A 25,946-nucleotide genomic window follows, 5' to 3' on the forward strand; every position below is an offset into this window, starting at 1 on the left:
CCTTTCTTTTATGTCGGCGTGATTACCTCGATCACAGTGGCGTGGCGCAGCTTCTCTTCGCCCTTCAGGTGCTTCGCGACGACGTTCAAGATCGGGTGCACCGGTACCGCAGCCTTGTTGCCGCCGCCTATCGGGGTGGCGAAGTGGCTTGTGTGCAGGAACTCAAGCGCCTGCCAGAGCTCGTCACGACGGTCTTGCCGGATAGCCGGGAGTGCCCTGCCGACATAGCGCAGGCTGGCGTCTGTTTCCTCGGCCAGCAGGAGTGAGGGTGCCGCACCGCGCTTGCGCTCATAGCCGATCACGACAAATTCCCCCGTGATATAGGCTTTCGTCTTCAGCCAGTCCTTGCTGTCACCTGATCGGTAGATGCTGGCCTTGCGCTTGGACCCGATGCCCTCGAGGTCCATCTTCTCGACGGCAGCGAAGAAGTCGACCCCGAGCCTTCGAACGATTGGCTGACCTGGACCGGAGAGATGGACCGAGGATCGCCAACGAGCTCGTGCAGTTGTTCCCGACGATCCTCGCAACGCTGCTTGCGCAAGTCGCTGCCGTCCAAACTCAGCAGATCGAATGCGTGGAAGACCAGACTGGCGCCCTCCCACCGGATTGCAGTGGCCAGCTTTTTGAAGTCCGATCGGCCGCTTTCATCCTGCACCACCATCTCGCCGTCGAGAATGGCATCGCGCGTGATCAACTCGCGCGACGCGGCAAGCACCGACGCGTACTTCGATGACCAATCATGCCCGTTGCGCGTGAAGGCGCGTGCCTGGCCGCCGGCCAGGTGGATCTGCGTGCGGTAGCCGTCATACTTGATTTCGTGGGTCCAGCGGTCGCCTTCTGGCCGCTTGTCGACCAGCGTCGGAATGCATGGCGGGATGAACGCGGACCGGCGCTGGTCCTTCATCGGTCAGCCGCAGTGAAAGCGGCCCGCCTGGTCTTTGCCAAGTCGGGCCGCCTGCATTGCGTGGTGAGTTTGGGCGTGGCAGCCGACGCAATACTCAACTCTCGGACTTAGGCCCTGCATCGACGTCGCACCTCACCGTGCAAGGCCTAATTTTGCTCTCGCGACGGTTGCAGGCAATAGCCCATTGGATAAGGGTGACCTAGCCAATTCGTGCACAATGCAGGCATTCAGTTGTCGGGAAGCTGGCCCAATCACGCTGAGTCTGGGGAATCCAAGCGCCTGATACGCCCTTTATCGATCCGGAATATTCCGCTTGCGCCGCCTTGCTTTTCGAAGTCGGTTTGCAACTCATCCCAAGAGCCTAGAAACTCACCGCAATCTGCGCAGGTGATTGCGGTGTCGGGGGCTGCATCCTGCGGGATCCTCAGCCTAATCGTCCCACAGAAGGGGCATTCCAGCTTATGATTGAGATAGCCTTCTGACATATCAACACACTCCCCGTGATGGTCGCGACGAGAGATCGAAATGCTGATGCAAGGGAGAGGGCCGCCCACCCCTGACAGCGGGGCAATTATACACCCTGCATTTGTTAGCGCTATATGACGGTAGGAGGTGTCATTCCATATCAGGCACTTCGCCCGCGCGGTAAAGTATCGTGGGTTCCCCATACTCGCCGATGGCAGGGTTGGCTTCCCGGCTCCATGCAATCACGCCGGCGTGCTGGCTCTCGATCGTCTTGGCTAAGCGCTTGGCAGCGTCTTCGCTCTGCATCTGGCGAGGATCGAATGCGGGTTTCAGGTCGCCTTCGTCGTCGCGGTTGAACGCGGCGACGACGATCAGCTTCGGCATCTTCTGCTGCGGGACGACGTGACCGGTATTCGACATCGAGGTAGCTCCTAGATCAACGACGCCTGCGATTGAGGTGAAACGATCTGGGTAGGCGGAAGATCCACTGTTGTAGCATGTCATCAGGCAACGGACGCTGCAGCTTGCTCGCCTCTGACCAGGGCGCCGTCAGCCATGTTTCAATCTCGTCTTGCGTCGTCAGGATGACCGGCATGGCCTTTTCGTGGATCGGGGCGACGACAGCGTTCGGGCTGGTGGTGAGGAAGGCATAGACCTCCCAGTCGAGCACGCCGTCACGAATGGTACGGGCGCCGCGCCAAGGCGTCCACAAACCCGCGAAAACGGCGAGCGGCTGGCTTTCGTTGAGCGCAAACCAGAAATTGCGATGTTTGCCGGTGAGAGGGTCCTTGTCGCCTTCGACTGGGCTCGGCTCGGCAAAGCTGGTGAACGGCACCACGCATCTGCTCTTGGCGTCGAGATGGGGTGCCCAGTGCTTGCTGTCCGTCCGTCGGATGTTGGTTACGCCTTTGTCGGGCTCCTTTTCCATCAGCGCCTTGAAGTCGACGGTCTGAGCCTTCGCCTCGAGCCTTGCCGCACGGGCCTTGGTCGCCTGGAATTGTACGTTCGAAGCAGTCGGCATGCCCCAGTTGAGCATCGCCAACTGCCGGCGCCCTTCGAAGTTGCGCACCACAGGCCCATTGCGGCCCGGATAGACGTCGATCGACGGTTCAAGGTTGCCGGCGATGTCGTCGAGCACCTTGGTCAGCGCGCGCAGTTCATCTTGCGAGGATGAGAAATTGTAGAGGTTGCACATGGGCCAAAACCTGCCGTGGGGTGCGCCCGGCGTCAATCGGGGACCGGCTTTCGGGCGATTGTGAAGCCGTCAGGACAGATGAGGCCTCTCTGGCATCGGTCGTTTGCCGTCGACAATATCGATGAACGCCTGGGCGGACTGGATAATCATCTCGGCCGCTGCCTTGGAGATCACATACTCGACCATGTTGTCGTCGATATCGATCATGCCGAACAGCCCGTAGATGACGCCGTCAGCCTTGAACGCATCGACATTAACGGCGATTAGACCAACAGGATCCGATTTCGGAACTGGTTTCCTGGGCATGTCTTGGCCTCTGCTTCTGTGGACATGGACGCGGGCCTCTACGGCTGCGCCGTGTACTTCTTTCCCTCGGCTTTGTGCTCATAGCAGAACCAATGCGGCGCCTGCTTGCCAGTTGCGAACCCCCAGCCACCGTCCTTTTTACAGCCGGGGTGCTCGCAATAATGCTCATAGATGCCGCCTGGTTTGCGTGGTGCGGTGTTTTGCTCGTCGCTCATGCCAATACGTTAGCGTGATGTGAATTGACTCCGCAAGGAGTTTGTTCCTATTTCGTTCTCATGCCACAGCCGAACCGAGCAACACCTTTTCCACTGTCCAAGCTGAACGATGCCCGCGATTTGGTCGAGGTTCGATGCGCCTATTGCAAGCGAGCCCACGTCTATTACCCGACGGACCTAATTCAGCTGTTCGGCGACGTCGACGTCGATTCTCTATCCGGCCGGATGAAGTGCGAGAGTGTCGCCGGGGGCCATGGTTTCCTCAAGGTCGAGCGCGTTTTCTCCGGCTCCAGGGAGATGGAGGGCAAGAAAATCCGCCGGCTTGTCGCCATCAAGATCCGGCGCGAGCCAGTCTGGCGGGAAGAATGACGTCCGCTAAGACGCGCGAGAATACAAAGCGCTGGCAGATTCGCCAGACCCAACCATATCAGGTCGCACTGCCCAACGACCTTTGCTGCATGGAGAACTACGACTTCCTCGAGCGGTATTGCAGGCGCTTCGAACCTCGTCCAAGAACGCAGCAGGTCATGGCGAAATGGCCGAACGGAAAGCAGGAGGACTATCGGCTCTATTGCTTCGCGAGCCGAGCCGACGCTGACGTTTTTGCCGCCGAATTCGAAGGCATTCACTTCGATCCTGCAAAGGACCGAGAGGGCGGCCGTGTTAACGGCGCCTGGCTACGAACCGATGAGTGGAAGCCGATCGAGCGTTGCGGGCCACTTCAGTTGCCGCGGTTCTTCCGCGAGTACGGCCGCTGATCACCCACACCACGATCGCTTCACCTTCGGGCGAGCTCAATGGTTCCCCGCGTAGGGTGGCGCTCGCGGTGCCGATCGCTACTTTGCTTTTGCGGCAATGATAGGGCTCGAAAATGCCTACCTCTATTCAGGCGCTATCCGGATCGCCGCTTCCATTGTGATCAAGAACGCCAAAATCTTGCGACTTCGCTCCGGCGCCTGCCTCCATGAAGCCTGCTGCGGCCAATCCTCGACGCAGCAATTCGCGTACTGCGGAAGCCCGGCTAGGCATTCTTCGTTGGAAACGGAAATCCTCGACGGCCGCCAGTTCCTCTGCATTGAGCATAATCTGCAGGCGTTCGCCTCTCTCAAGCTCAGGCATCGACACCACCATCTTTCGGCATGAATGTGCTGAATGAGTAAGTGGCTAAAATATGGGTCTTGCCTCAAACGTAGTCAAGACTGCCAGGGTCTAAATCGGCGCAGCATTTTCATTCGGCGTCCAACCCTAATTCTGGCCTCACCACCCATTTGCGGCATTCTACTAACTATATGATTTTATTAATTTAATTCTGGATTACTCTTGCCAGCAGCTCGTCCCCCAGCGATAATCGGGCTTCAAAAGGAGATATCCAGATGCGCCAGCTATCCCGAGATTTGATGAACAGGATATCGGCGGCCGTCGCAGCCGCCAGATCCTCGAGCCCGATCAACGTGGTTGAGATCGCGCAGGCGGTTCAGAGCGAGAACCCACAGGAGAATGTGGCCTTCGAGGATATCTTGAGTTACGTCCTCGATGTCGCGCAGTGCACCGGAGAGCCACTATTGTTTGAGCGGCAGCACAGCACTTCCGAAGGGGTCTACATGAACGGTGCCAGTTTGATCGATAGGTAGTCTCCGTACAGAGCATGGAGCCCGCACGCGGCCTAATCGCAGAACACGATTTGATGGCGGATTGGTTTTCCATCTGCTTCTGTCGAGCCGCCAGCGTTTCCCGCGCGGATTCCCGTGCGGCTTCCCAATCTGCTTTGCGGTCACGGTTGGACGGCTGGGACGCCTTCGAGGCCAAGGGCCTGCGGCGCTAGAACAACTTTTAAGCGGAGTGCGGAACAGACTGGTGTTGGCGATCGTTCTCAATCGCTGCAGGTTGGTATTCGCAGTTCCTCATTGGAGAAGCGTTCGTAAGACCGGGCCGAGCCATCCAGCTTCACCCACGTTACGGCTGGCAAGGACAAATTGATGCCTACGCGAGCAGTAAAGCGGAAAGAACCTGGATCCGATGAGCGTCGCGAACGGCGGCGGCTGCGCAGGGAGAAGCAGCGGGTAGAAAACACTGGGCGCGCCGAAAAAATGCACGCCGCTCGTTTAGCGGCGACGATACCTCTGGGTGTGAAGGGAGTGAATATTCCGGGCTTGACGGCATCCGCCTATGTTGGCTGCTCTGGGTGGTTCTACTGGAAATGGCGTGGGCAATTCTACCCGGAGGAGCTGCCCACCGGCGACTGGTTCAGTTACTACGCTGAGCAATTCGATACTGTCGAAATCAATGCATCCTTTTATTCGTGGCCAACCGTCGCCAATGTTAAAAGCTGGCTCCGACAACCCGGTAAGCGCAAGTTTGTCTATACGGTCAAAGTTTGTGAGCTGATCACTCATGTGAAAAAGTTTGAGAGCACCGAAACCCTCGTCAGGGATTTTGGAATGATCGCCGACATTCTCGGCGAGCGTATGGGCTGCTTTCTATTCCAGCTTCCGCCGAGTTACCGATTCACTGAGGCAAGGCTAAGCGAGATTCTTTGCCAACTCGATTCGACGCGGCGCAATGTTGTGGAGTTTCGCCACGCCAGTTGGTGGAATCAAACTGTTTACTCGGCCTTTCGTGACGCAGGCACGATCTTTTGCTCATGCAGCGGGCCGCGTCTGCCGGATGACTTAGTGCGCACAACCGATGAAATTTACCTTCGGCTCCACGGGCCAGATCGATGGTACCGCCATGATTATTCGGACGACGAGCTGACAATTTGGGCAGACAAAATCCGAACTAGCGGCGCTAAAAAAGCATGGGTCTACTTCAACAATGATTACGAAGGTTTTGCCCCAAAGAATGCCATGGCCATGCGGCGCTTGCTCGGAAAAGCTGTCCCTGCAGGATGAACCGCCCGTTTGAGCCGAGCTTTGGCGCTTGGCCCCATGATCGCTTCATTATTCGACGTTCAGGTTTCTGGGCGACGCATAATATGCATCGCGGCGGCCTAGCTCCTTTGGAACTAGATTCGCTTGAACTCGGAACCATAGCCCGGTGACTCGATTAAAGACCACATGGGTGGTTTCGGAGTGTGAGTGCTATGGTTGCGGCGCGCGCGAACTGGAAGGGCTTTATCAAGTTTGGGGAGGTTGCCTGTGCGGTGGCGCTTTACACGGCCGCCTCCTCATCCGAACGGATCGCCTTTAACACGCTTAATCGTACAACTGGAAACCGTGTCCGACGCGAATTCGTCGACATCGAAACCGGCAATCCGGTGGAGCGGGACGATCAGGTTAAAGGTTATGAGATTGAGAACGGCGATTATATTGTCCTCGAGCCCGAAGAGGTAGCAGCAGCGCTCCCAGAAAGCGACAAGACGCTAAAAATCGAGGCCTTCGTTCCTTGCAACGAGATCGACGACGTATATTTCGACAAGCCCTACTACTTGGCGCCGGACAAAATGGGCGCCGATGCTTTCAAGCTGCTGCGCGACGGCATGCGACAGGCCAAGGTTGCCGCACTCGCGCGCGCCGTCCTATTCCGCAGGCTTCGCACGGTTCTGATACGTCCCCATGGCAATGGCCTAATCGGGACGACGCTGAACTTCGACTATGAGGTGCGCTCTTCGAAAGAGGCTTTCGACGACATTCCGGAGATAAAGATCGAAGGCGAGATGTTGGAACTGGCCACACACATCATAAACACGAAAAAGGGTGAGTTCGATGCCAAGACTTTTGACGACCGTTATGACGCGGCCGTCGCCGAACTGGTCAAGGCGAAGATCGAAGGCAAGGCTCTGCCCAAGAAGAAGGCACCACCAGCCTCGAAGCAGAGCGATCTGTTGCAGGCTCTGCGGGAGAGCGCTGGGATAGCGTCCTCGAAAAAGCCGAAACGTGTCGCGGCAAAGGCCGATCCCGGCGCTAAGCAACCGAAGCGTGTCGCTGCCAGCGCCAACCGCGCCGCCTGATTGGAGGACGTGATGGCTGTGCGCCCGTACTGGAAAGGCTACCTGAAGCTCTCGCTGGTGACTTGTCCGGTGCAGATGATGCCCGCGATATCGGAAAGCGAAAAAGTCCGTTTCCACACGCTCAATCGCGAGACTCAAAATCGCGTCGTCAGCCACTATGTCGATGCCGTGACGGGCGAGGAAGTCAAGGACGAAGACGAGGTCAAGGGCTATCAGCGCGGCGAGAACGACTACATCATTCTCGAAGACGAGGAATTGGAAAACGTCGCCTTAGAAAGCACGAGGACCATCGATATCAATGTGTTCTCTCCACGCGATTCCATCGAGTGGATCTGGCTCGACTCGCCTTATTATCTGTCACCCAACGATCCGGTCGGCCAGGAGGCTTTCTCGGTCATCCGGGACGCCATGGCCGCGGAGGACATGGTGGGCATTTCGCGCCTGGTGATCTCACGGCGCGAGCGGGCAGTCATGCTCGAGCCTCGGGGAAAAGGTATCGTGCTCTGGACCCTGCGCTACGGCGACGAGGTACGGGATGAGGAAGCCTATTTCGGCGGGATCGATGACACGGCGTCCGATTCCGAGATGATGCCGCTCATCCTGCAGCTGATCAAGAAGCAGACCCGCCATTGGGACAGCGAACTGGTGTCCGATCCGGTGCAGAACAAGCTGCTGGAGATCATGGAGGCTAAGCGCAAGAAGACGAAGCGCGCGGCGAAAGCCAAGGCATCCGATGCGAAGGCTACGCCCAATAACGTCATCAACATAATGGACGCCCTTCGCAAATCCGTCGAAGGCGAGAAGCGGCCCGGCAAGCGTTAGCAATTTACATGCGGCGATCGTCCAAACCGGCGGCTGCGCTGCTCGCGACATCCGACCCTTCGATGCAGTCTCATCTGGTGCGCCGGCGTGATCCAAGGCAGCCCGACCTGCCGTTCGATCCCATGCCACAGCGGGTCAACCCTGGCTGGCAGGCCTCGTACAAAGGCTTGCGCGAAGTTCAAGACAATGTCGGTATTCGACATAAGCGATCAAGAGTCCTGATCAAACTGCCTGCTTCATTGACTTCGCCAATTGCTTGATCGCCGCTTCCAGCGGCCGGTGACCGTCATCATAGTCCTTCCAGGCCGTACTCTTGGCTAGCAGCGCTGGAACGGTGCGGACCGTGAAGCGCTTTGGATCGAGATCGGTCTTCACCTGGGTCCAGGTAAGCGGCATCGACACCGTCGCGCCGGGCCGCGCCCGGGGCGAGAGCGGCGACACTGCCGTCGCCATACGATCGTTGCGGAGATAGTCGAGGAAGATGCGGCCGTGGCGTTGGTTCTTCGCCATCTTCGTCAGGTAGAGTTCGGGATTGTCGCGCGCCATTTGCACGCAGACGTCGTGGGCGAAGCCCTTGGCCTCCGCCCACGTCAGCTTGTTGCGCTTGGCGACTGCAAGCGGCGTGACGACATGAAGCCCCTTTCCCCCGGTTGTCTTGCAAAAGCTGACGAGCCCGAAATGATCGAGGCGCTCGCGCATCTCCCGCGCGGCTTCGATGACCCTCGAGAATGGAACATCTGGACCAGGATCGAGGTCGAAAACGAGCCGCCCTGGCACCTCCGGCAGCTGTGGCGCGCAATTCCAGGGGTGCAGCTCCAGCGCGCCGATCTGCGCCACAGCGGCGAGACCTTCGACACGGTCGATCTGGAGATAGGGCTTTTTGTCGCCAAACACCGTCACCAGTTCCAGAAGGTTGGAGGTTCCTGGCATGGCGTGGCGCTGAAAGAACTGTTCGCCGCCAATCCCGTCCGGCGCGCGCAGGATCGAGCATGGCCGCCCCCTTATGTGCTCGATCAGCCACGAGCCGATCGCTTGGTGGTAACGGGCAAGATCTTCCTTGGTGACGGGTTTCCCGTCATTGGCATCAGGCCAGAGCTGCTTGTCGGGGTTCGAGATCAGCACGCCCATGACATCGATCTTGCCGCCACGACGGGAAGATTTCGATGATGTTGGCGCGGCCGGCTGCGAGACCTCCGTCTTGGTCGGCGAAGCCGGTTCCTCGGCTTCCACCTCCGCTGCCGGCTTGTCCTCGCGCAGGGCCTTGAAGGCGGCCTGACGAACGAGGCCGTCGGAGGTCCAACCGGCAAACTCGATCTCCGCTACAAGCTCCGGCTTGAGCCAGACCACGCCTGGCTCCTTCTTCGGCGCGCCGGCACCGGTAAAGGGTGATTTCGTAGCCTCGATTGCCTTCAGCTTCGGCAACAACTTCTCGACCTTGGCAGCGCCGTAGCCCGTGCCGACGCGACCCACATAGACGAAGCTGTCGCCACGATTGACGCCGACCAGAAGGGACCGGAATTTGCCAGCTGTCGTGGCATAGGCGCCGATGACGACCTCGTGACCTGCCCGGCACTTTGATTTTACCCATGTGTCCGTCCGGCCGGAGACGTAGGGCGCATCGCTGCGCTTGGAGACGATCCCCTCCAAGTTCAACCGGCAGGCCGAGCGCAGAACCGCCTCTCCGCCAGTCTCGAAATGCTCGACGAAGCGAAGACGGGCATCTTCGCCAGGGTCCGCAAGAAAAGTCTGCAATCGCGTCTTTCGGCCGGCCAATGGCAATGCGCGAAGGTCGTCACCGCCTTCGAACAGGAGATCGAAGGCGAAATACACAAGTGCGTCCGTCCTTCCTTCCGAAAGGGCCGCCTGAAGCGCCGCGAAATCCGGAGCCCCGGTTTCGTCCAGTGCGCATATCTCGCCATCGATGATCGCATCCGGCAGATTGGCGGCAGCTCGCGCGATCGCAGGATATTTCGACGTCCAGTCGAGGCCCTTGCGGGTCTTCAAGGTAGCCTCGCCATCAAGCACGCGCATCTGGATTCGATAGCCGTCGAACTTGATCTCGTGAATCCAACCGGCGGCCGACGGCGGCCGGGCCAAGGTCTCGCAAAGCTGCGGGGCAATGAAGCCGGGAAGATCGGCGGCCGTGACGGTGTCCGGCTTTTTTTTTCCGCGGGCTTTCCCCTTGCGTTCCTCGGCCGCGAGGCCGGTGCGGCTGTCCCAGACGGCATCGGCCTCCACGTTGCCGTCCTGGTGCATGAAGGGTTTGGGCCTGCGCCCTTTGCCGGCCGCTATCGCCTCCATCGTGCGGGCGGAGGCGACTGAGCGATCATTCACCTCAAGGATCGCTGCGCCATGCTCGTCCACGGCGAATTCATCGCGATGCTTGATCAGAAGCCAGTTGGTGCGCTTGCCTCCTTCCCGGTCGTTTGCCATCCGGACCAGCACAAAGCTGCCGTGCAGCCGCTCACCCTCAAGGGTGAACTTGAAATCGCCCTTCGCCAGCGCTTGTTCGGGACTTCTCTTTCCTTCCGGCTCCCAGTAGCCGCGATCCCAAAGCATAACTGTGCCGCCCCCGTACTGGCGTTTCGGGATCGTCCCTTCGAAATCGCCATAGTCGAGCGGGTGATCTTCCACCTCGATGGCGAGGCGCTTGTCACCAGGGTCGAGCGAAGGGCCACGGGTCACGGCCCAGGATTTGAAGACACCGTCGAGTTCCAGACGCAGGTCGTAGTGCAGCCGCGTGGCGTCATGTTTCTGTATGACGAACCGACGGCGGTTTGACGGTTTCACCGAACCAGCGCCACTCGGCTCTTTCGTCTGGCGGAAATCACGCTTGGCCTTGTAAGTGGTGAGCTTGTCGTTCCCCATCGGCGTCCTCAATCGATAACCCATTATCCATCAACCAGAATGCTGGTTGCGAGAAGATGTTCCGCCTCAACAGAGCCGGGCTTACCAACCGGGTCGCGATCTCGAACCGCCGGATGATCGCCTTTTCCGCTATGAGGATTATCGCCGCTCCGGCCGCGACCGGCAGCAGATGAAGACGCTCACGACCGACCAGTCCATCAGCAGCTTCCTGCTCCATGTACTGCCACGCGGCTCCCACCGCATCCGCCATTGAGGTCTGCTCGCCGGCTCCTGGCGCAAGTCCAGCCTCGTGCTTGCCCGCCAGTTGCTCGCGGTCGCGCCTCCCGTCCTCAACGATCCATCGGTAGAGACGACTTTCGCCCGCCCTGCCCCTGCTGCGGCGGAAGCATGATCGTCATCGAGGTGTTTACGGTGGAGCCAACCGCGCGGACCGCCGGGCAAACGGCGGCGAACCGGGAGAACGCCCCATGACCCGGCATGGCATAGTCCAGCCTTCTGCCGCAGGCAGCCTCCGGCTGCACGCGGCGATATCAATCTGGTGAGGTCGCTATGACGGACATATTCCAACACGTGAGAGAGGCCATCTGGGAGCTCTTCTGTGTGAGGCCGCGACCGTGATCTTGACGCGCACTCATGCGGAAAGTGGAGTTGCGAACCTGGGGCTCGAACTTCGTGAGAAACTCGGGTTCAAGCGAGCCGCTGTCGCCGTGCCAGCTATTGAGGCGGCGTCATCCTGGAGGCAGCCACTAGTGCCAAGGCCCCTAAGATGTCTTCCGCCTGTCCTCGTTCAGCACCTTGCACGCCTTAATCTCTTCGGCCGCCTCCAGAAGCATCTCCGAGACCTTTTCAGGCGGGAAGAGATCGATTGATGTGGCCATGACAGTCAGCTCAAATACGATGTCACCTTCGCCGGCGTCATTCGCTGGACTGTAGGAAGAGGTGATTTGCTCTCTGTATTCTCGAATGCTGGTCGCAGCACGCTGTAGCAGCCGGGCGGTTTCAGCTGGCGTCATTTTCGAAATCTCATTTGCGGCACGTATCAGTTCGGAGAATGAAGAAGGAAACGGCCTCTGTCATTTCCGGTACTCAAGCAACTCTGCTTCAATAATTTCTAGCGCGGCATCGTAGATCGATGCCAGCCCCGGCTCGTTCCCCTGATGTTCCTTGAGCAAAAAATAGGCATGCTCGTAGATTTCCCCGACTTCCTTGTCGGAGAGAAGGCCTTTGGCCCCGAGCATTCCGACTAGGGAGGCAAGCAGAGAGGAGGACACCAGTTCGCTGGCAGCTAATGCGTCAACACGAGGATCGTCGGACATCTCATGCCTCTCTTAGATGTGCTGGCGTAGTCGTGGGCTCGCTACACATCATCACGCAAATCCAGCCGGACACAATGCTGCAAGGCGTGCGGCTGGTCACCTCGTGAACATGAGTTTGGCGGATTCCAAGACCCCCTTCGGCAAGGCTTGCATCGCAGTCGCATTAAAGGGGAGATGTTCGAAGTACATGGCCGTCAATTGTGCCACCGCTTCCGCTTGGGCAAAGTCTCGCCGACGCTTGATGGGTTCGCGGTCTGCCCGCCGCGACACCCAAAGCTTATGCGCAGCAAAAAAACGAGGATCGGGTGTAACCATGCGCAGCGGCCCGCCCTTTTCGTCTATCGCGATTGCCTCGAACGGTGGTGCATTCTCTAGCCATGCCAGGCCTTCAATCCCGGCGGCAACCAACTCGTCGTCCGATTTCCCAACTGCGTCGCGATCCCGCTTCCAGGCTGGGCGCGCAACGGGTTTGATCAGGTCGACGAGATAGCCGTCGCGATTGACCGCCCTGAATGTTGATTTCGAACGCTCAAAGGATTTGTCGACCTTCCGCAACAGGTTGATCAGGGTGCCGTCCTCCACTTGATCGTCGGCCACGATCCTTAGCGACTGGCGTGCATCCATGAGAAGATCAATGTCCTCGGTTGTCGTGATGCCGGGATCGACGAACACGCCAGCTGCCGCTTCGTAGGCATAGATCGCATTGGTGCCAGCGATGCGTATGCCCACGCCAAGCAAGCCAGCGTTGTCCAGCGCCCTGATGATCCTGGCAGTGAGGAACGGGACGCGGCCTAATCGCAGAACGCGGTTGATCGCGGATTGGCGTTCGATCTGCTCCTGTCGAGCCGCGAGCGTTTCCCGCGCGGATTCCCGTGCGGCTTCCCAATCTGCTTTGTGTTTCTCCGTCTCAGGCGACCGACGCCCCTCGACCTTCTGGCGCCTGGCGCCAGAAGAGTCATAGTAGCTCCGCATCAGATGCTCGACGCCGCCGACAGTGTGCCAGACCAACGAGCCCCGATAGGTCTTGGCTTTCTGCTGAGCTTGCTGCAGCGTGGCAAAACGCTGGTCTGAATTGACCTTCTCGCGTCGCTGATCGTTGTTTAGCTCAAGAAAATCAATCATATCAACACATCGATGGCGATTTCGTACAAACTGTTGCAAGAGACCCTACGTGGTCCCCCGTAGCGTTGCAACAGTTTGGCCTTGATTGGCCCGAAACTGATGATGCTCATGAATCTGCTTATGAAACCAGCCGCCAAGCGCAGCATGTCCTTCCGATATGTGCGAGATTCCCGCCGCCTGTACGATACGCTTTTTTTCGTTCTTCTCCTCTCGACCACAATCGCCTTCAGTCAGTTCAGACGAAATCGAAAGGAGAGATCAATGGCACTACAGAGAGATATTGCGATCAAGCGGACCATTCGTCGCAAAGAACTCCGTCAGATTGTCCCGCTAGCCGACAGCACAATTTTCGAAATGGAGCAGCGGGGGCAATTTCCACGCCGCTTCGCTCTTACACCGAGATGCGTGGTCTGGGATCTCGCCGAGGTTGAGACGTGGCTGACAGCCCGCAGAGCCACGCCAGTCCAGCGCACACCAGCGCCGGATCTCACCAAGCGGCGATCGCATGCGCTAAAAGAGACGGATCAGGCTCGCTGACACTCACTTGGGGGGCGCACGCCCTGCCCTGTTCCGCTCCCGAACGGGATCACATCACCAAAGGCCATCCTGCTACCGATCGGGAGCAGGATGGCCTTCAAAATTGCCCCAGGCCATATCGAATGGCGTTCCGTCAGTTCCGGATCTCGGCAAGCGCCGACAGCAGTACATCAAAGAGATGGATCAGGTTCAAAGATGGGCATCGAGGCCGGAACTAAAACGGGCGTGTGCCGCCGACCTTCGATCCAGGCATCCACCATATCCGACCATTCCTGCATCATATGGCGGCGCTGCAGCTCATACTCGGCCTTGTTGTACACGCCTCGTGAAGAACGACCGTCCTCATGCGCGAGGCATTTTTCAATCCAGTCGCTGTTGAACCCCAGTTCATTGAGTAGCGTCGATCCCGTCCGCCTCAGATCGTGCACGGTGAAAGCCTCAAGAGGCAGACCGTCCTTCTTCGCTTGTTCGACGACCAGGTAGGTGACCCGGTTAAAGGTGGCTCGCGACATTGGAGCATCAGCATCGTAGCGTGATGGCAAGACATAACGAGAGTTGCCGGCGCAGGTCTTCAGCGCGATGAAGATGTCGAGCATCTGACGCGACAGGTACACATTGTGCGCCTTGGACCGTTTCATGCGCTCCTTCGGGATCGACCAGACGGCGTTCCCGAAATCGACCTCATCCCAAGTCGCATCCTGAAGCTCGCTCTTTCGAACCATGGTCAACAGAAAGAGCTTTATTCCCAACCGAATGGTCGGAAGGGTTGCGATCTTCTCAAGCGTCTTCAACATCACTCGGATCTCGGCCGGAGACAGCGAGCGATCGCGTGGCACGAAATGGGCGATTGAAGCGGGGCCAACATCGTCCGCGGGGTTAGAAACCTTCTCCCCGTGCAGGATGGCAAAGCTGTAAATCTGTTTTAGGATATCGCGGACATGAATTGCGGTCGCCGGTGCCCCGCGCTCGACAATCTTTTTGCAATGCGCGCGTAGATCGTCGGGCGTGATTTCGGTGAGCAGGCGGTTTCGCCAGATTGGCAACAAATCCCGCTCGAAGATTGAGCGACGCATCGCGCGCGTGCTCTCAGCCATAGGCGCGCCTTCCAGCCACTTCGCGCCGAACTCGCCGAAGCTCTTCGCTTCCTTCAGGCGCCGCTTGCCTCGCTGCTTTTCCAGCGCTGGAGACCGCCCCTCGCGAACCTCCCGCCGGGCATCGAGACAAAGCTCGCGCGCTCTCACAAGTGAGATTCCATCTCGACCGTACTTGCCGAGATAGACCGTCTCGCGCCGGCCATTGATCCTGTAATCCAGGCGAAACGAGACCGCGCCGCTAGGCATGACGCGCACATACATGCCGTCGCGGTCCGCCACTTTGTAGGCTTTGTCTTTTGGCCTCAATGACTTAAGAGCAACGTCCGTCAACATGCGCCCACTTCCTCCAGAAAGTACCGTCAGGGGTATTTCAGAGGTTCGCGGCGAATAAACTCATTTTAATTCAATGAGTTATGCGCCAAAAAGTACCGTCACGACCCTCAGGTCCTGTGACGGTACTTTCGAAAATCGGGGAACGCAATATGGGGGAGGTCCGTCAGAACGCACGACAGGCCCGTCTGCTGCCTGCCGATTGTTCTCGACAGGCAGAAACAGAATTTATTTTTTATTTCAATTAGTTAGATCGAACCATGGCGTATTTTTGGATACGCCCGGAGGGGCCTAAATCATTCCCACTCGATCGTGCCGGGCGGCTTCGAGGTGACGTCGTAGACGACACGGTTGATGCCGCGGACCTCGTTGATGATGCGGGTGGCGGCCTGGCCGAGGAAGTTCATGTCGTAGTGGTAGAAATCGGCGGTCATGCCGTCGACCGAAGTCACGGCACGCAGCGCGCAGACGAACTCGTAGGTGCGCCCGTCACCCATGACACCGACGGTCTGAACCGGCAGCAGCACGGCGAAAGCCTGCCAGATGGCGTCATAGAGGCCGGCCTTGCGGATCTCGTCGAGATAAATAGCATCGGCCTGGCGCAGGATGTCGAGCTTTTCGCGGGTCACGCCGCCGGGGCAGCGGATGGCGAGGCCGGGTCCCGGGAACGGATGGCGGCCGATGAAGCTGTCGGGCAGGCCGAGTTCCTTGCCAAGCACGCGCACCTCGTCCTTGAACAGCTCGCGCAGCGGCTCGACCAGCTTCATGTTCATGCGGTCGGGCAGACCGCCGACATTGTGGTGCGACTTGATGGTAACCGAAGGGCCGCCGGTGAAGGACACGCTTTCGATGACGTCGGGATAGAGCGTGCCCTGGGCAAGGAAATCCGCGCCGCCGAGCTTTTTCGCTTCTTCCTCGAAGACTTCGATGAACAGGCGACCAATGGTCTTGCGCTTGGTTTCGGGGTCGGCTTCGCCTTCGAGTGCGCCGATGAAGCGGTCGGCGGCATTAACGAGGATCAGCGGCAGATTATAGTGCTCGCGGAACATGGCGACGACGTCGGCCGCCTCGTTCTGGCGCATCAGGCCGTGGTCGACGAGAATGCAGGTGAGCTGGTCGCCGACGGCTTCGTGGATCAAAAGGGCTGCGACCGAAGAGTCGACGCCGCCCGAAAGCGCGCAGATGACCTTCTTGTCGCCGACCTGCTTGCGGATCGCCTCGACGGCATGCTCGCGATAGGCGCGCATGGTCCAATCGCTCTCGATGCCAGCAATCTTGTGGACGAAGTTGCGCAAAAGCTTCGCGCCATCTGGCGTGTGCACGACTTCGGGGTGGAACTGCACGGCGTAGAATTTGCGGGCTTCGTCGGCGATGGCTGCGAAGGGCGCACCATTCGAGGTGCCGATGACACGGAAGCCGGCGGGAATGGCGGTGACGCGGTCGCCGTGGCTCATCCAGACCTGGTGGCGAGTGCCCTTGGCCCAGACACCGTCGAACAAGGCGCTGTCGTCCTCGATCTCGAGATAGGCGCGGCCAAATTCGCGATGATGACCGGCCTCGACCTTGCCGCCGAGCTGGGCGCACATCGTCTGTTCGCCATAGCAGATACCGAGAACCGGAATGCCTGCAGCAAAGACGGCGTCAGGAGCGCGCGGGCTGCCGATGTCGACTGTCGAGTGCGGGCTGCCGGAGAGGATCACCGCTTTCGGGTTGATCCGCTTGAAGGCGTCGGCGGCCAGCTGGAAGGGGACGATCTCGGAATAGACGCCAGCTTCGCGGACGCGACGCGCAATCAACTGCGTCACCTGGCTGCCGAAGTCGATGATGAGGACGGTGTCGGGATGTTCAGCGTTCTTCATGGCGGGCGTTTAATGAAAGAATCAGTTCTGTGCAATGGGCTCGATTGCATGGGTGACAAGTGCGGCATGCAATGCGGTGCCAGCCGGGCCGGTCAGTCACTTGGGCTGCGGCTCGGCGAGGCCACGCAATGCCGCCATCAGGGCTTCGAACGGCCCCTGCCCCAGCCGTTCGCGGTAGCCGCGCTCGATCTCGAGCTTGATGCGGTCGCCGTCGCCAAGTGCCGCCAGGCCGCCCGCCGTGTAGTGGACAAGCTTGCCACGCTTGTCCTGGGGGTCGGGCAGCCGTTCGATGACGCCTTCGGCCTCGAGACCGTCGAGAAGCTGCTGCACCGCCTGCTTGGAGATGCCGGCCCGCTCGATCAATGCCACCTGGCGAATGCCCCGGCGCGGGATGTGGCCCAACAGGCTGGCGCGGGCCTCGCTGAACCAGCCGTGCCCTGCAGAACGCATCGCCTCGGCGAACTCGGCCTGCCAGGCACGGCTTGCCTGCCACAGCCGCCAGCCGACATGGTCGAGCAACGTCCCATTGTTATTTTCGTCAAGCTCCTTGACCATTTTTCCATTCACGCATAACGTCAAGTGACTTGACTATCTTGATAACCAATGGAGACGAAGATGGCAATTCTCGATCAAGCGGCGCTGTCGGTGCTGATCCCAGGCACAACCCATGTGCTCGACCGCAACGGCAAGGAGGCATACGTCTATTTCGAGACCGGCGACGTAGCGCACATGCTGCTCGAAGACGGCGAAAGCAGGAAAGGTGCCTGGAAACTGGTCGAAGGCGGCTATGCCGTCGACTGGGACAATGGGGTGACAGGCCGCTGGGCACTCGACCACGAAGCCGGTAGCGTGACCTACATCAACCGGGATCGCGACGTAAGGGTGAAGCTGCTCGGCATCTTGTTCGGCAACGCCAAGGGCCTGCCGCGTGGCACGAACTAGAGCCTCAGATCGCCACTGCCGATCGCCTGGCCCAGCAGGTGCACGGCATGGGCCAGCTTCTCGTCGACGACATGCAGATATTCGGTCCAGTCGTCGACATGGTGGATGTCGCTGGCGCCATCGGAAATGCCGCGCAGGCCGATGAGCGGCACGCCGAAGAGCTGGCAGGCGCGCAGGACTGCGAAGGTCTCCATGTCGACCATGTCTTCAGCTATGCTGTCGTAGGCAGCGCCTGAAATGATGGTGCCGCCGGTCGACAGGCTGGCCTCTTTGACACCGGGGATGTTCAACGGCAGCGGCACCGTGATTGGCAAGTCGAGAAAGGGTGTAGCACCCTTCTCGAAACCAAGGGCGGAGGCATCCATGTCACGATAGCTGACCGATGTCGCCTGATAGACCTCAGTCTGCTCCAGCCTGCGACTACCAGCTGAGCCGAGGCAGACGACGAGATCGGGCAAGGCATTGATGGCGGCAAGCTGTGCCAGCTCGGCACCGACCCTGATAGCTGCCTCGACCGGACCGACGCCGGTCATCAGGGGCATAAACAGCTTTTGCAGATGCGGGCCGTATTCGGCATCGACAGCCATGACAAACAGCACGTTGCGGCCGGCGAACTGGGTGTTGGGCATGAGCTCAGCCCTCGATGCCGTCACGGCCGGCAATCGCCATCATCGTGCCGGTCATGGTGGCGATCAGCTTGGCCTCGCCATCGGCCGAAATCGCATAGGCCTGGCCGTCGGCGACAACGATGGTGCGGCCGGGCTTGGTGACCGAGCCGCGAAACAGGAAGCGTTCGCCCTTGCCGGGTGCGAGCAGATTGACTTTGAACTCGATGGTCAGCACGCCCGCATTTTCCGGCATCAGCGAAAAGGCCGCATATCCGCAGGCGGAATCGAGCGCTGTCGAGATGACGCCGGCATGAAGAAAGCCGTGCTGCTGGGTCAGCTGAGCGGAAAACGGCATCTCGATCTCGATGATGCCGGGCGTGACCAGCGTGAGCTCGGCGCCGATGGTTCGCATCACGCTCTGGCGCGCAAACGAAGCCCTGACGCGCTCGTCATAATCGGGGGACGGTACGATCTTGGCTGCCATATCAGATATCCTCTTGGCTTTGCTTATCGCAAAGCCGGCAAATGCAGGCAATCGGAAATGCTGCAGCGCAAAATCATATCGATTGAGCCATCAGATCGAAGCGTCAAGCAGCGTGGCGAAGGCAAGCCGGGCTGGGTAGGGCACCAACAGCCAGGCAGCGACACGGTTGGTTTTCGCAACGGTTTTAACGAAGCTCAATATGGCATTTCGTTCCGTCACAAGGCGAAGCGAAATGATCCGCTGGCAGGTCAGGTCCGGCGCATGGCGGCGAAATAGAAGCCGTCGGTACCGCTTCTGGCCGGTGTCAGCGACAGGCCCTGGGCACCGAAGCGCACGGCATCGTCGCGACCTGGAAAATGCTTGGTCCACAGAGCTTGGTGATCCACGGCGGCAAAGCTGCGGTCGCGCTCAAGAAACGCCACAACCTGATCGGCATTCTCTTCGTCGAAGACCGAGCAGGTGATGTAGACGACAAGACCGCCCGGCTTCACATAGGTGCTGGCAGCATCGAGGATTGCCGATTGCTCGGCCTTGCGGACATCGAGCTGGCGCTGGGTCAGGCGCCATTTGGCGTCGGGCCGGCGCCGCCAGGTGCCGCTGCCGGTGCAAGGCGCGTCGATCAGCACGAGATCCATATGGCCGGTGAGGCCCGAGAGTTCGGACGGCTTGGTGACGACCTGGACGTTGCGGTTGTCGGAGCGGCGCAGACGGTCGAACATCGGCGCAAGGCGGGATTTTTCCGAATCGTGGGCGAGATCTGGCCCCGGTTTTCCATCGCCGCCGACAGCGCCAAGGTCTTGCCGCCAGCGCCGGCGCAGAAATCGAGCACCTGCATGCCGGGCAAGGCACCGGCCAGTTCGGCAGCCAGCTGCGAGCCCTCGTCCTGGATCTCGAACCAGCCCTTCTGGAAGGCCGGTTCGGCCTGAACGTTGGGATGGCGGCCACTGCCGTCGATCGGGGGGATGCGCACGCCATGCCGGGCAAGTGCCGTCGGCGCTGCCTGGGTGCCTTCGAGCTCGGCGATGACGCGGGCGCGATCAGCCTTCAGCGTGTTGGCCCTGATGTCGAGCGGCGGACGGGCGGCAAGGGCAGCACCTTCGGCGACCCACTCGTCGCCGAAGGCGCGTTCGAGCAGCGACGCGCACCAGTCCGGGCAGTCGGCGCGAACCGCGTCGGGTGCATCGTCAAGCTTGCGTTCGGCAATGGCGTCGAGTTCGGCGGTGCTGAGCGGCTCAGGTGCGAACTTGTCGCCGTCGAGCGTCTGGTTGAGCGCTTCGGCCGACTGGTCCCATTCGAGCAGCAGCGCGCCGAAGCCGAGCGCGCGCGAGGTCTCGTCGCCGAGCAGCCAGCCGGCGGAACGCTTGCGGCGCAGCGCATCATAGACAATGTTTCCGATCGCGGCGCGATCGCCGGCGCCGGCAAAACGGTGGGATAGTCCCCAATCCTTCAGTGCATCCGCGGCGGGCCTGTGCCGCCTCTCGATATCGTCGAGAACTTCAATGGCCGCAGCCAGTCTTCCGCCTAGTCGCATATTCGGTGATCCGTCTTCGGTTGACCCGTATCAGGTCTAGCTAAACAGCGATGACGAAATGCACAAGCGCCGGCCGGTGTTCACAGGGCAAAAACTTCCTCCAAACGGGTGCGGTACAAAATGAAACAGGCGCGGATCGCGCCGCGCCTGTCTCTTCCATTCGATTCCGGCTGGCTACTCGGCCGCCTGCAACGTCTCGGCAAGGTCGAAGCGGTCGGCGTTCATGACCTTGTTCCACGCCGCCACGAAATCCCTGGCGAACTTCGCGCCGGCATCGGACGAGCCATAGACCTCGGCCAGTGCGCGCAGTTGCGAGTGCGAGCCGAACAGAAGATCGACGCGGGTGGCGTACCACTTCACCTCCTGCGTGCTCCTGTCGCGGCCTTCGAACAGGTCCTTGGCATCCGACGTGGCCTTCCACTCCGTGCCCATGTCGAGCAGGTTGACGAAGAAGTCGTTGGTCAGGGTTTCGGGATTCGCGGTGAAAACGCCATGGGCCGAGTCGTCGGCATTGGCGCCGAGCACGCGCAGGCCGCCGACAAGCACCGTCAGCTCGGGTGCCGTCAACGTCAGCAGTTGCGCCCGGTCGACAAGGTTCTCCTCAGCACTCAGGCGCTGCCTGCCGTTGACATAGTTGCGGAAGCCGTCGGCGGACGGCTCGAGCGGTGTGAAGGAGTCGACATCGGTCTGCTCCTGCGAAGCATCCATGCGGCCCGGCGCGAACGGCACCTTCACCTCATGACCGGCATCCCTGGCCGCCTTCTCGATCGCGGCGGCACCGCCGAGAACGATCAGATCGGCGAGCGACACCTTCTTGTTGCCCGACTGCGCGGCGTTGAACTCGTTCTGGATCGCTCCGAGCTTCTCCAGCACCGAAGCCAGCTGCGCCGGCTGGTTGACAGCCCAATCCTTCTGCGGCGCAAGGCGGATGCGCGCGCCATTGGCGCCGCCGCGTTTGTCCGAGCCGCGGAAGGTCGAGGCCGAGGCCCAGGCGGTCGAAACCAGCTGCGACACCGACGCCACCGAGGCAAGGATCTTGGCCTTCAGGGCGGCAATGTCCTGCTCATCGACAAGGACGTGATCGACCGCAGGGATCGGATCCTGCCAGATCAGTTCTTCCTTCGGCACCAGCGGGCCGCGATAGCGGGCGAGCGGGCCCATGTCGCGGTGGGTGAGCTTGAACCAGGCGCGGGCGAAGGCGTCAGCGAACAGGTCCGGGTTCTCGAAGAAGCGGCGCGACACCTTCTCGTATTCCGGGTCGAAGCGCAGCGCGAGGTCGGTGGTCAGCATCGCCGGTGCGTGGCGCTTGGCTGCGTCATGCGCATCCGGCACGGTGCCGGCGCCCATATTGTGCTTGGGCGTCCACTGGTGCGCGCCGGCCGGGCTCTTGCTCAGCTCCCACTCGTAGCCGAGCAGGTTCCAGAAGAAGTTGTTGCTCCACTTGGTCGGCGTCGTGGTCCAGGTTACTTCCAGGCCGGAGCCGATGGTATCGCCGCCCTTGCCGGTGCCGAAGCTGTTTTGCCAGCCGAGGCCCTGCAGCTCGAGGTCGGCCGCCTCAGGTTCGACGCCGACATGAGCCGTGTCGCCAGCACCATGGGTTTTGCCGAAGGTGTGGCCGCCGGCGATCAGGGCGACGGTCTCCTCGTCATTCATCGCCATGCGCGCGAAGGTCTCGCGGATGTCGCGCGCGGCGGCAAGCGGATCCGGGTTGCCGTTCGGGCCTTCCGGGTTGACGTAAATCAGGCCCATTTGGACGGCGGCCAATGGACCTTCGAGCTCGCGGTCGCCGCTGTAGCGCTCGTCGGCCAACCACTTGCCTTCCTTGCCCCAGTAGATGTCCTGCTCTGGCTCCCAGACATCGGCGCGGCCGCCGGCGAAGCCGAAGGTCTTGAAGCCCATCGTTTCCAGCGCGACGTTGCCGGTCAGGATCATCAGGTCGGCCCAGGAAATCTTGCGGCCATATTTCTGCTTGATCGGCCACAGCAGGCGGCGGGCCTTGTCGAGGTTGACGTTGTCGGGCCAGCTGTTGAGCGGAGCGAAGCGCTGCTGCCCGGCTCCCGCACCGCCACGACCGTCGCCGATGCGGTAGGTGCCGGCGCTGTGCCAGGCCATGCGGATGAACAGCGGCCCGTAATGGCCGAAGTCAGCCGGCCACCAGTCCTGCGAATCCGTCATCAAGGCAGTGAGGTCCTTGATCACGGCATCGAGGTCGAGGCTCTCGAATTCCTTGGCGTAGTCGAACGCCTCGCCCATCGGGTCGGACAGGTTCGAATGCTGGTGCAGCACGGCAAGGTCCAGCTGGTTCGGCCACCAGTCGCGATTGGCCGTGCCGGTAGGCTTGTGCGCGACCGGGCATTTGCCAGCGTTGTTGTCAGGTTGAGTGTCCATGTTCGTCTCCGAAAATTTCTGTGTCATGGTGCCCAAGGTGCCTGGGCGGCAGTCAAGGAGCAGGCGGCTCTACGGAAGGTCCGGAGCGCGGATGCCCGCCACTTTCGGTTGGTTCTTGTCCGGTACGGGCGCACCAGCGCTGGTGATAATCGTCGGTTCTGTCATGGCTTGCGCCTCCCTCCTGGATAGAACTCGCTAGACCGTCATAAGTGCAAAACTGAATACTGTATGCCAAATTGATTGGAATAGTTCCAGTCTAGGACGCGTTTTCGATAAAGCCAAATTGCCTTTTCTAAGAACCTTGATAGCCTACGCTTATGATACGCCTGACGATCCGACAGATGGAATACTTCGCCGCCTTGGCGCAGACGCTACATTTCGGCCGCGCGGCGGAGTTCGCCGGCGTCAGCCAGCCAGCGCTTTCGGCGCAGATCGCGGAGATGGAAGAGCGGCTCGGCTGCGCGCTTTTCGAGCGCGGCGGCAAGGCGGTGAGGCTGACAGAGGACGCGCTGGAGCTGCGGCCGCGCATCGAAAACATCCTGGCCGAAATCCATGAGGTCGAGACAATGGCACGCCGTGGCAGGTTGGCGATGGAAGGCCGCCTGCGGCTTGGCATCATCCCGACGGTGGCGCCCTATCTTTTGCCGCACGTCCTGCCGGCGCTGAAGCACGAGTATCCCAGTCTGCGGCTCGAATTGCGCGAAGCCATTACCGGTGTTCTGGTCGACGATGCGGTCAACGGCCGGATCGACGCCTTCGTCGCGGCCCTGCCGCTCGACTATCCCGGCCTGACCTCGGAGGAGTTGTTTGCCGACCGCTTCTATCTGGCAGTGCCGGCGAACGATCCGGACTTCATCTCCCCGCCGGTGCCGCCGGAAAGCCCGGCACTGGAACGGCTGATGCTTTTAGAGGAGGGCCATTGCCTGCGCGAACAGGCGCTGGCTGTGTGCGGCAGTATCAAGCCGGTGGCGATGGCCAATTACGGCGCGACCAGCCTGACCACCCTCTTGCAGATGGTGGCACATGGGCTGGGCGTGACGTTGATACCGGAGATGGCGGCGGGGCCGGCCCACGACCAGCGCGACCTGAAGGTCGTGCCGTTTGCCGAACCGGTTCCGGAGCGCCGCATCTGCCTGGCCTGGCGCCGCAACAGCCCCCGGCACAATGAATGCCTGGAGCTTGCGCGAATTATCCGTGGACTGCAGCCGCTATTGCGGCATTGAACTCGGCCAAGGTTGCCTCGTCGGCGGCATTGCGGGCTTTCAGCGACTGCACCAGGCAGGCCTGCGAGCGCAAGATGACGCCGTCGGACAGTATCTTCAGATGATTGGCGCGCAACGTCGAACCAGTCGAAGTGATGTCGACGATGACATCGGCCGAACCCGCAGCAGGCGCGCCCTCGGTGGCACCGAGGCTTTCGACGATGCGGTAGACCTGGATGCCGTGCATCTGGGAGAAGAACTGCTGCGTCAGCCGCCAATATTTGGTGGCGATGCGCAGGCGCCTTCCATGGCGCTGGCGGAAGTCGGCGGCAACATCGTCGAGATCGGCCATGGTGTCGACGTCGAGCCAGATATCAGGCACGGCAACGACAACGTCGGCATGGCCGAAACCCAGGCGAGCAACGATCGCGGCCTTGCGCTCCCAGTCGGCAAGGTTTTCGCGGATCAGGTCTTCGCCCGTGATGCCGAGGTCGACATTGCCCTGGCCGATCTCGCCCGAAATCTCCGACGCCGAAAGAAAAGCGATCTCGATATCCGCCCTGCCCTCGATCGAGGCGCGATAGCGACGGTCGTCGTCGGGCAGGTTGACGGAGAAGCCGGCTTTGGCCAGCACGTCGAGCGCCTGCTCCTTGAGCCGGCCCTTGGAAGGGAGCGCGATCGATATCGCCATCAGTTGATCTCCCTCAAAGCTTCGATGCGGTCGAGCCAGACGGAGAAGCCGACGCCGGGAATGGGCTTGCCGGCGCCGAGCAGGGTCAGCAGCCGGTCATAGCGGCCGCCGCCGGCCAGCGGGCGATCGGCGTCGGGGCCGGAGATTTCGAAGACCAGGCCGGTGTAGTAGTCGAGCGGACGGCCGAAGGCAGCGTCGTAGCGGACTGAACCGGCGGCAAGGCCATGGTCTGATATAGCTTTGGCGCGGGCGGTGAAATTGTCGAGCGCGGCTCCCAGCGTCAGCCCGGCGCCGGCGGCAAACTCCTTCAGCGCAGCCGGTGCCTCGTCGAGCACAACGTCGATGGCAAGGAAACGCTCGAGCGCCTCGAAGGCATCGCTGGACAGGCGCACGCTGCGCAACTCGGCCTTTTCGATCAGGCGGCGGGCGATGTCGTTGGGTGTACGGCCGGCCGACGGCGACAGGCCAGCCTGGTCCATGCCAGTGGCGATATAGGTGGCAAGCGCATCGTGATCGCCTGAAGCAACCAGCGAGGCGGCAGGTTCGGCAAGCGCCGAGCTGCGCGTCGGCGCGGCGAGATCGCCAAGGGCCGCCGCCAAAAGCTCGGCCGAGCCGAAGGCGCGGGCAAGGCGCATGCGCCAGCCACGCGGCAGGCCAAGCGCTGCCAGGACTGCCTCGAAGATCGCCTGATCACCGACCGTGACGTTGAGATCACGCCCCGGCAGGCAGAGCGACAGCAGGGCGTGCGCATCGGCCACCGAGCGGGCGTCGGCGGCGGCTGTATTGGTGTCGCCGAGATCCTCGACGCCGGCCTGGAAGAACTCGTTGCCACCCTCGCGGCGCTGCCGAAATACTTCACCGAGATAGGAGTAGCGGCGTGGCGTGCCGGACTGGGTATGGATGTGGTCGAGGCAGACCGGGATGGTGAATTCCGGCCGCAGGCACAGCGACGCTCCCGTCTCACTTTCGGTCAGGAAGATGCGGCGCCGCAGGTCTTCGCCGGCCATGTCGAGAAAAGGGTCGGCCGGCTGCAGCACCGGCACGTCGACGGCATCGGCCCCGCGCGCGGCGAAGAGCTTGAGGATATCGGCTGCGATGGCCGGGTAACGCGCGTTCAT

At 60.8% G+C, this 25,946-nt stretch carries 30 protein-coding genes and 2 pseudogenes; 11 read left to right on the plus strand and 21 right to left on the minus strand.

What is annotated here, in order from left to right:
• Nucleotides 1–8: 8 nt before the first annotated feature.
• The 6 genes from ACHMW7_RS24355 to ACHMW7_RS24380 all read right to left on the minus strand — a co-directional run bounded on the left by ACHMW7_RS24355 (nt 9) and on the right by ACHMW7_RS24380 (nt 3,085).
• On the minus strand, nt 9–407 hold the full coding sequence (locus ACHMW7_RS24355; RefSeq protein WP_395451487.1) for a hypothetical protein: 399 nt from the start codon (nt 405–407) through the stop codon (nt 9–11).
• Nucleotides 335–904, minus strand: coding sequence for a hypothetical protein (locus ACHMW7_RS24360; RefSeq protein WP_395448002.1), 570 nt, complete (start codon nt 902–904; stop codon nt 335–337). Before ACHMW7_RS24360 ends, ACHMW7_RS24355 begins: the two co-directional genes overlap by 73 nt.
• A 615-nt stretch (nt 905–1,519) precedes the next feature.
• Nucleotides 1,520–1,789, minus strand: coding sequence for a hypothetical protein (locus ACHMW7_RS24365; protein ID WP_395448003.1), 270 nt, complete (start codon nt 1,787–1,789; stop codon nt 1,520–1,522).
• A 16-nt stretch (nt 1,790–1,805) separates the two neighbouring features.
• A complete protein-coding gene (locus ACHMW7_RS24370; protein WP_395448004.1) occupies nt 1,806–2,564 on the minus strand; it encodes an SOS response-associated peptidase in 759 nt (252 codons plus the stop codon).
• A 69-nt stretch (nt 2,565–2,633) separates the two neighbouring features.
• Entirely contained in the window at nt 2,634–2,870 is a 237-nt protein-coding gene (locus tag ACHMW7_RS24375; protein WP_395448005.1) for a hypothetical protein, read from the minus strand.
• Nucleotides 2,871–2,908: 38 nt separating this feature from the next.
• Complete coding sequence (locus ACHMW7_RS24380; protein WP_395448006.1) at nt 2,909–3,085, minus strand: hypothetical protein; 177 nt, start codon at nt 3,083–3,085, stop codon at nt 2,909–2,911.
• Between the two features lie 120 nt (nt 3,086–3,205).
• On the opposite strand from ACHMW7_RS24380, the gene ACHMW7_RS24385 reads away from it, so the two are divergent.
• Together ACHMW7_RS24385 and ACHMW7_RS24390 are read left to right on the plus strand one after the other, a co-directional pair.
• A complete protein-coding gene (locus ACHMW7_RS24385; RefSeq protein ID WP_395448007.1) occupies nt 3,206–3,454 on the plus strand; it encodes a hypothetical protein in 249 nt (82 codons plus the stop codon).
• On the plus strand, nt 3,451–3,843 hold the full coding sequence (locus ACHMW7_RS24390) for a hypothetical protein (protein ID WP_395448008.1): 393 nt from the start codon (nt 3,451–3,453) through the stop codon (nt 3,841–3,843). The genes ACHMW7_RS24385 and ACHMW7_RS24390 overlap by 4 nt, the downstream gene beginning before the upstream one ends.
• 127 nt (nt 3,844–3,970) lie before the next feature.
• On the opposite strand, the gene ACHMW7_RS24395 is transcribed toward ACHMW7_RS24390, so the two are convergent.
• Nucleotides 3,971–4,204 (minus strand): hypothetical protein, encoded by a 234-nt coding sequence (locus ACHMW7_RS24395; protein ID WP_395448009.1) that lies wholly within the window; start codon nt 4,202–4,204, stop codon nt 3,971–3,973.
• 254 nt (nt 4,205–4,458) lie between these two features.
• On the opposite strand from ACHMW7_RS24395, the gene ACHMW7_RS24400 reads away from it, so the two are divergent.
• The 4 genes from ACHMW7_RS24400 (at nt 4,459) to ACHMW7_RS24415 (ending at nt 7,856) form a co-directional block, all read left to right on the plus strand.
• Nucleotides 4,459–4,716 (plus strand): hypothetical protein, encoded by a 258-nt coding sequence (locus ACHMW7_RS24400; RefSeq protein WP_395448010.1) that lies wholly within the window; start codon nt 4,459–4,461, stop codon nt 4,714–4,716.
• A gap of 345 nt (nt 4,717–5,061) precedes the next feature.
• Nucleotides 5,062–5,976 carry a DUF72 domain-containing protein gene (locus ACHMW7_RS24405; RefSeq protein ID WP_395448011.1) on the plus strand — a complete coding sequence of 305 codons (915 nt, stop codon included), beginning with the start codon at nt 5,062–5,064 and terminating at the stop codon, nt 5,974–5,976.
• Nucleotides 5,977–6,167: 191 nt separating this feature from the next.
• Nucleotides 6,168–7,034, plus strand: coding sequence for a Ku protein (locus ACHMW7_RS24410; protein WP_395448012.1), 867 nt, complete (start codon nt 6,168–6,170; stop codon nt 7,032–7,034).
• 12 nt (nt 7,035–7,046) lie between these two features.
• The gene (locus ACHMW7_RS24415; RefSeq protein WP_395448013.1) at nt 7,047–7,856 is read left to right on the plus strand and encodes a Ku protein; all 810 of its coding nucleotides are present in this window, start codon (nt 7,047–7,049) and stop codon (nt 7,854–7,856) included.
• Between the two features lie 222 nt (nt 7,857–8,078).
• Here ACHMW7_RS24415 and ligD read toward each other — a convergent pair whose 3' ends face one another.
• Nucleotides 8,079–10,724, minus strand: a complete 2,646-nt coding sequence (gene ligD / locus ACHMW7_RS24420; protein WP_395448014.1) for a DNA ligase D — start codon at nt 10,722–10,724, stop codon at nt 8,079–8,081.
• Nucleotides 10,725–10,893: 169 nt separating this feature from the next.
• Here ligD and ACHMW7_RS24425 point away from each other — a divergent pair, with 169 nt between their 5' ends.
• Nucleotides 10,894–10,977 carry a hypothetical protein gene (locus ACHMW7_RS24425; protein WP_395451426.1) on the plus strand — a complete coding sequence of 28 codons (84 nt, stop codon included), beginning with the start codon at nt 10,894–10,896 and terminating at the stop codon, nt 10,975–10,977.
• A 266-nt stretch (nt 10,978–11,243) separates the two neighbouring features.
• Nucleotides 11,244–11,434: pseudogene (locus tag ACHMW7_RS24430) on the plus strand (IS110 family transposase); the annotation flags it as partial.
• 51 nt (nt 11,435–11,485) lie between these two features.
• Here ACHMW7_RS24430 and ACHMW7_RS24435 read toward each other — a convergent pair.
• From ACHMW7_RS24435 to ACHMW7_RS24445, 3 genes are all read right to left on the minus strand, one after another.
• Complete coding sequence (locus tag ACHMW7_RS24435) at nt 11,486–11,737, minus strand: hypothetical protein (protein ID WP_395448015.1); 252 nt, start codon at nt 11,735–11,737, stop codon at nt 11,486–11,488.
• Nucleotides 11,738–11,797: 60 nt separating this feature from the next.
• Nucleotides 11,798–12,040, minus strand: a complete 243-nt coding sequence (locus ACHMW7_RS24440; protein WP_395448016.1) for a hypothetical protein — start codon at nt 12,038–12,040, stop codon at nt 11,798–11,800.
• A 96-nt stretch (nt 12,041–12,136) separates the two neighbouring features.
• Entirely contained in the window at nt 12,137–13,162 is a 1,026-nt protein-coding gene (locus ACHMW7_RS24445; RefSeq protein WP_395448017.1) for a GSU2403 family nucleotidyltransferase fold protein, read from the minus strand.
• A 261-nt stretch (nt 13,163–13,423) separates the two neighbouring features.
• Between ACHMW7_RS24445 and ACHMW7_RS24450 the strand changes: the two genes are divergently transcribed.
• Complete coding sequence (locus ACHMW7_RS24450) at nt 13,424–13,699, plus strand: helix-turn-helix transcriptional regulator (protein ID WP_395451427.1); 276 nt, start codon at nt 13,424–13,426, stop codon at nt 13,697–13,699.
• A gap of 170 nt (nt 13,700–13,869) precedes the next feature.
• On the opposite strand, the gene ACHMW7_RS24455 is transcribed toward ACHMW7_RS24450, so the two are convergent.
• The 3 genes from ACHMW7_RS24455 to ACHMW7_RS24465 all read right to left on the minus strand — a co-directional run bounded on the left by ACHMW7_RS24455 (nt 13,870) and on the right by ACHMW7_RS24465 (nt 17,537).
• On the minus strand, nt 13,870–15,126 hold the full coding sequence (locus ACHMW7_RS24455; protein WP_395448018.1) for a tyrosine-type recombinase/integrase: 1,257 nt from the start codon (nt 15,124–15,126) through the stop codon (nt 13,870–13,872).
• Nucleotides 15,127–15,419: 293 nt separating this feature from the next.
• Nucleotides 15,420–16,982 (minus strand): glutamine-hydrolyzing GMP synthase, encoded by a 1,563-nt coding sequence (gene guaA / locus ACHMW7_RS24460; RefSeq protein ID WP_395448019.1) that lies wholly within the window; start codon nt 16,980–16,982, stop codon nt 15,420–15,422.
• A 96-nt stretch (nt 16,983–17,078) separates the two neighbouring features.
• Entirely contained in the window at nt 17,079–17,537 is a 459-nt protein-coding gene (locus ACHMW7_RS24465; RefSeq protein WP_395448020.1) for a MarR family winged helix-turn-helix transcriptional regulator, read from the minus strand.
• A 60-nt stretch (nt 17,538–17,597) separates the two neighbouring features.
• On the opposite strand from ACHMW7_RS24465, the gene ACHMW7_RS24470 reads away from it, so the two are divergent.
• Nucleotides 17,598–17,924, plus strand: coding sequence for a hypothetical protein (locus tag ACHMW7_RS24470; RefSeq protein ID WP_395448021.1), 327 nt, complete (start codon nt 17,598–17,600; stop codon nt 17,922–17,924).
• On the opposite strand, the gene ACHMW7_RS24475 is transcribed toward ACHMW7_RS24470, so the two are convergent.
• The 5 genes and pseudogenes from ACHMW7_RS24475 to katG all read right to left on the minus strand — a co-directional run bounded on the left by ACHMW7_RS24475 (nt 17,921) and on the right by katG (nt 22,935).
• Nucleotides 17,921–18,553, minus strand: coding sequence for a 5'-methylthioadenosine/S-adenosylhomocysteine nucleosidase (locus ACHMW7_RS24475; protein ID WP_395448022.1), 633 nt, complete (start codon nt 18,551–18,553; stop codon nt 17,921–17,923). The two genes, ACHMW7_RS24470 and ACHMW7_RS24475, sit on opposite strands and share 4 nt — an antisense overlap.
• Before the next feature lie 4 nt (nt 18,554–18,557).
• Nucleotides 18,558–19,016, minus strand: a complete 459-nt coding sequence (locus ACHMW7_RS24480; protein ID WP_395448023.1) for a PaaI family thioesterase — start codon at nt 19,014–19,016, stop codon at nt 18,558–18,560.
• Between the two features lie 90 nt (nt 19,017–19,106).
• A complete protein-coding gene (locus ACHMW7_RS24485; RefSeq protein WP_395448024.1) occupies nt 19,107–19,235 on the minus strand; it encodes a tryptophan-rich sensory protein in 129 nt (42 codons plus the stop codon).
• A 29-nt stretch (nt 19,236–19,264) separates the two neighbouring features.
• Nucleotides 19,265–20,547, minus strand: a pseudogene (locus ACHMW7_RS24490) (RsmB/NOP family class I SAM-dependent RNA methyltransferase).
• Nucleotides 20,548–20,721: 174 nt separating this feature from the next.
• The gene (gene katG, locus ACHMW7_RS24495; RefSeq protein ID WP_395448025.1) at nt 20,722–22,935 is read right to left on the minus strand and encodes a catalase/peroxidase HPI; all 2,214 of its coding nucleotides are present in this window, start codon (nt 22,933–22,935) and stop codon (nt 20,722–20,724) included.
• Between the two features lie 317 nt (nt 22,936–23,252).
• Here katG and ACHMW7_RS24500 point away from each other — a divergent pair, with 317 nt between their 5' ends.
• Nucleotides 23,253–24,158: a hydrogen peroxide-inducible genes activator gene (locus tag ACHMW7_RS24500; protein WP_395448026.1), complete on the plus strand. Its 906-nt coding sequence runs from the start codon at nt 23,253–23,255 to the stop codon at nt 24,156–24,158.
• On the opposite strand, the gene hisG is transcribed toward ACHMW7_RS24500, so the two are convergent.
• The gene (gene hisG, locus ACHMW7_RS24505) at nt 24,124–24,828 is read right to left on the minus strand and encodes an ATP phosphoribosyltransferase (RefSeq protein ID WP_395448027.1); all 705 of its coding nucleotides are present in this window, start codon (nt 24,826–24,828) and stop codon (nt 24,124–24,126) included. The genes ACHMW7_RS24500 and hisG overlap by 35 nt on opposite strands.
• Complete coding sequence (locus tag ACHMW7_RS24510; protein ID WP_395448028.1) at nt 24,828–25,946, minus strand: ATP phosphoribosyltransferase regulatory subunit; 1,119 nt, start codon at nt 25,944–25,946, stop codon at nt 24,828–24,830. Before ACHMW7_RS24510 ends, hisG begins: the two co-directional genes overlap by 1 nt.

The organism is Aminobacter sp. UC22_36 (assembly GCF_044056035.1).
Classification (GTDB): Bacteria; Pseudomonadota; Alphaproteobacteria; order Rhizobiales; family Rhizobiaceae; genus Aminobacter.

Excerpts from the sequence above, each read along its gene's own strand:
- ACHMW7_RS24355 (WP_395451487.1), bottom strand. The coding sequence starts at position 407 with ATGGACCTCGAGGGCATCGGGTCCAAGCGCAAGGCCAGCATCTACCGA.
- ACHMW7_RS24360 (WP_395448002.1), bottom strand. The coding sequence starts at position 904 with ATGAAGGACCAGCGCCGGTCCGCGTTCATCCCGCCATGCATTCCGACG.
- ACHMW7_RS24365 (WP_395448003.1), bottom strand. The coding sequence starts at position 1,789 with ATGTCGAATACCGGTCACGTCGTCCCGCAGCAGAAGATGCCGAAGCTG.
- ACHMW7_RS24370 (WP_395448004.1), bottom strand. The coding sequence starts at position 2,564 with ATGTGCAACCTCTACAATTTCTCATCCTCGCAAGATGAACTGCGCGCG.
- ACHMW7_RS24375 (WP_395448005.1), bottom strand. The coding sequence starts at position 2,870 with ATGCCCAGGAAACCAGTTCCGAAATCGGATCCTGTTGGTCTAATCGCC.
- ACHMW7_RS24380 (WP_395448006.1), bottom strand. The coding sequence starts at position 3,085 with ATGAGCGACGAGCAAAACACCGCACCACGCAAACCAGGCGGCATCTAT.
- ACHMW7_RS24390 (WP_395448008.1), top strand. The coding sequence starts at position 3,451 with ATGACGTCCGCTAAGACGCGCGAGAATACAAAGCGCTGGCAGATTCGC.
- ACHMW7_RS24395 (WP_395448009.1), bottom strand. The coding sequence starts at position 4,204 with ATGCCTGAGCTTGAGAGAGGCGAACGCCTGCAGATTATGCTCAATGCA.
- ACHMW7_RS24400 (WP_395448010.1), top strand. The coding sequence starts at position 4,459 with ATGCGCCAGCTATCCCGAGATTTGATGAACAGGATATCGGCGGCCGTC.
- ACHMW7_RS24405 (WP_395448011.1), top strand. The coding sequence starts at position 5,062 with ATGCCTACGCGAGCAGTAAAGCGGAAAGAACCTGGATCCGATGAGCGT.
- ACHMW7_RS24410 (WP_395448012.1), top strand. The coding sequence starts at position 6,168 with ATGGTTGCGGCGCGCGCGAACTGGAAGGGCTTTATCAAGTTTGGGGAG.
- ACHMW7_RS24415 (WP_395448013.1), top strand. The coding sequence starts at position 7,047 with ATGGCTGTGCGCCCGTACTGGAAAGGCTACCTGAAGCTCTCGCTGGTG.
- ligD (WP_395448014.1), bottom strand. The coding sequence starts at position 10,724 with ATGGGGAACGACAAGCTCACCACTTACAAGGCCAAGCGTGATTTCCGC.
- ACHMW7_RS24425 (WP_395451426.1), top strand. The coding sequence starts at position 10,894 with ATGAAGACGCTCACGACCGACCAGTCCATCAGCAGCTTCCTGCTCCAT.
- ACHMW7_RS24435 (WP_395448015.1), bottom strand. The coding sequence starts at position 11,737 with ATGACGCCAGCTGAAACCGCCCGGCTGCTACAGCGTGCTGCGACCAGC.
- ACHMW7_RS24440 (WP_395448016.1), bottom strand. The coding sequence starts at position 12,040 with ATGTCCGACGATCCTCGTGTTGACGCATTAGCTGCCAGCGAACTGGTG.
- ACHMW7_RS24445 (WP_395448017.1), bottom strand. The coding sequence starts at position 13,162 with ATGATTGATTTTCTTGAGCTAAACAACGATCAGCGACGCGAGAAGGTC.
- ACHMW7_RS24450 (WP_395451427.1), top strand. The coding sequence starts at position 13,424 with ATGGCACTACAGAGAGATATTGCGATCAAGCGGACCATTCGTCGCAAA.
- ACHMW7_RS24455 (WP_395448018.1), bottom strand. The coding sequence starts at position 15,126 with ATGTTGACGGACGTTGCTCTTAAGTCATTGAGGCCAAAAGACAAAGCC.
- guaA (WP_395448019.1), bottom strand. The coding sequence starts at position 16,982 with ATGAAGAACGCTGAACATCCCGACACCGTCCTCATCATCGACTTCGGC.
- ACHMW7_RS24465 (WP_395448020.1), bottom strand. The coding sequence starts at position 17,537 with ATGGTCAAGGAGCTTGACGAAAATAACAATGGGACGTTGCTCGACCAT.
- ACHMW7_RS24470 (WP_395448021.1), top strand. The coding sequence starts at position 17,598 with ATGGCAATTCTCGATCAAGCGGCGCTGTCGGTGCTGATCCCAGGCACA.
- ACHMW7_RS24475 (WP_395448022.1), bottom strand. The coding sequence starts at position 18,553 with ATGCCCAACACCCAGTTCGCCGGCCGCAACGTGCTGTTTGTCATGGCT.
- ACHMW7_RS24480 (WP_395448023.1), bottom strand. The coding sequence starts at position 19,016 with ATGGCAGCCAAGATCGTACCGTCCCCCGATTATGACGAGCGCGTCAGG.
- katG (WP_395448025.1), bottom strand. The coding sequence starts at position 22,935 with ATGGACACTCAACCTGACAACAACGCTGGCAAATGCCCGGTCGCGCAC.
- ACHMW7_RS24500 (WP_395448026.1), top strand. The coding sequence starts at position 23,253 with ATGATACGCCTGACGATCCGACAGATGGAATACTTCGCCGCCTTGGCG.
- hisG (WP_395448027.1), bottom strand. The coding sequence starts at position 24,828 with ATGGCGATATCGATCGCGCTCCCTTCCAAGGGCCGGCTCAAGGAGCAG.
- ACHMW7_RS24510 (WP_395448028.1), bottom strand. The coding sequence starts at position 25,946 with ATGAACGCGCGTTACCCGGCCATCGCAGCCGATATCCTCAAGCTCTTC.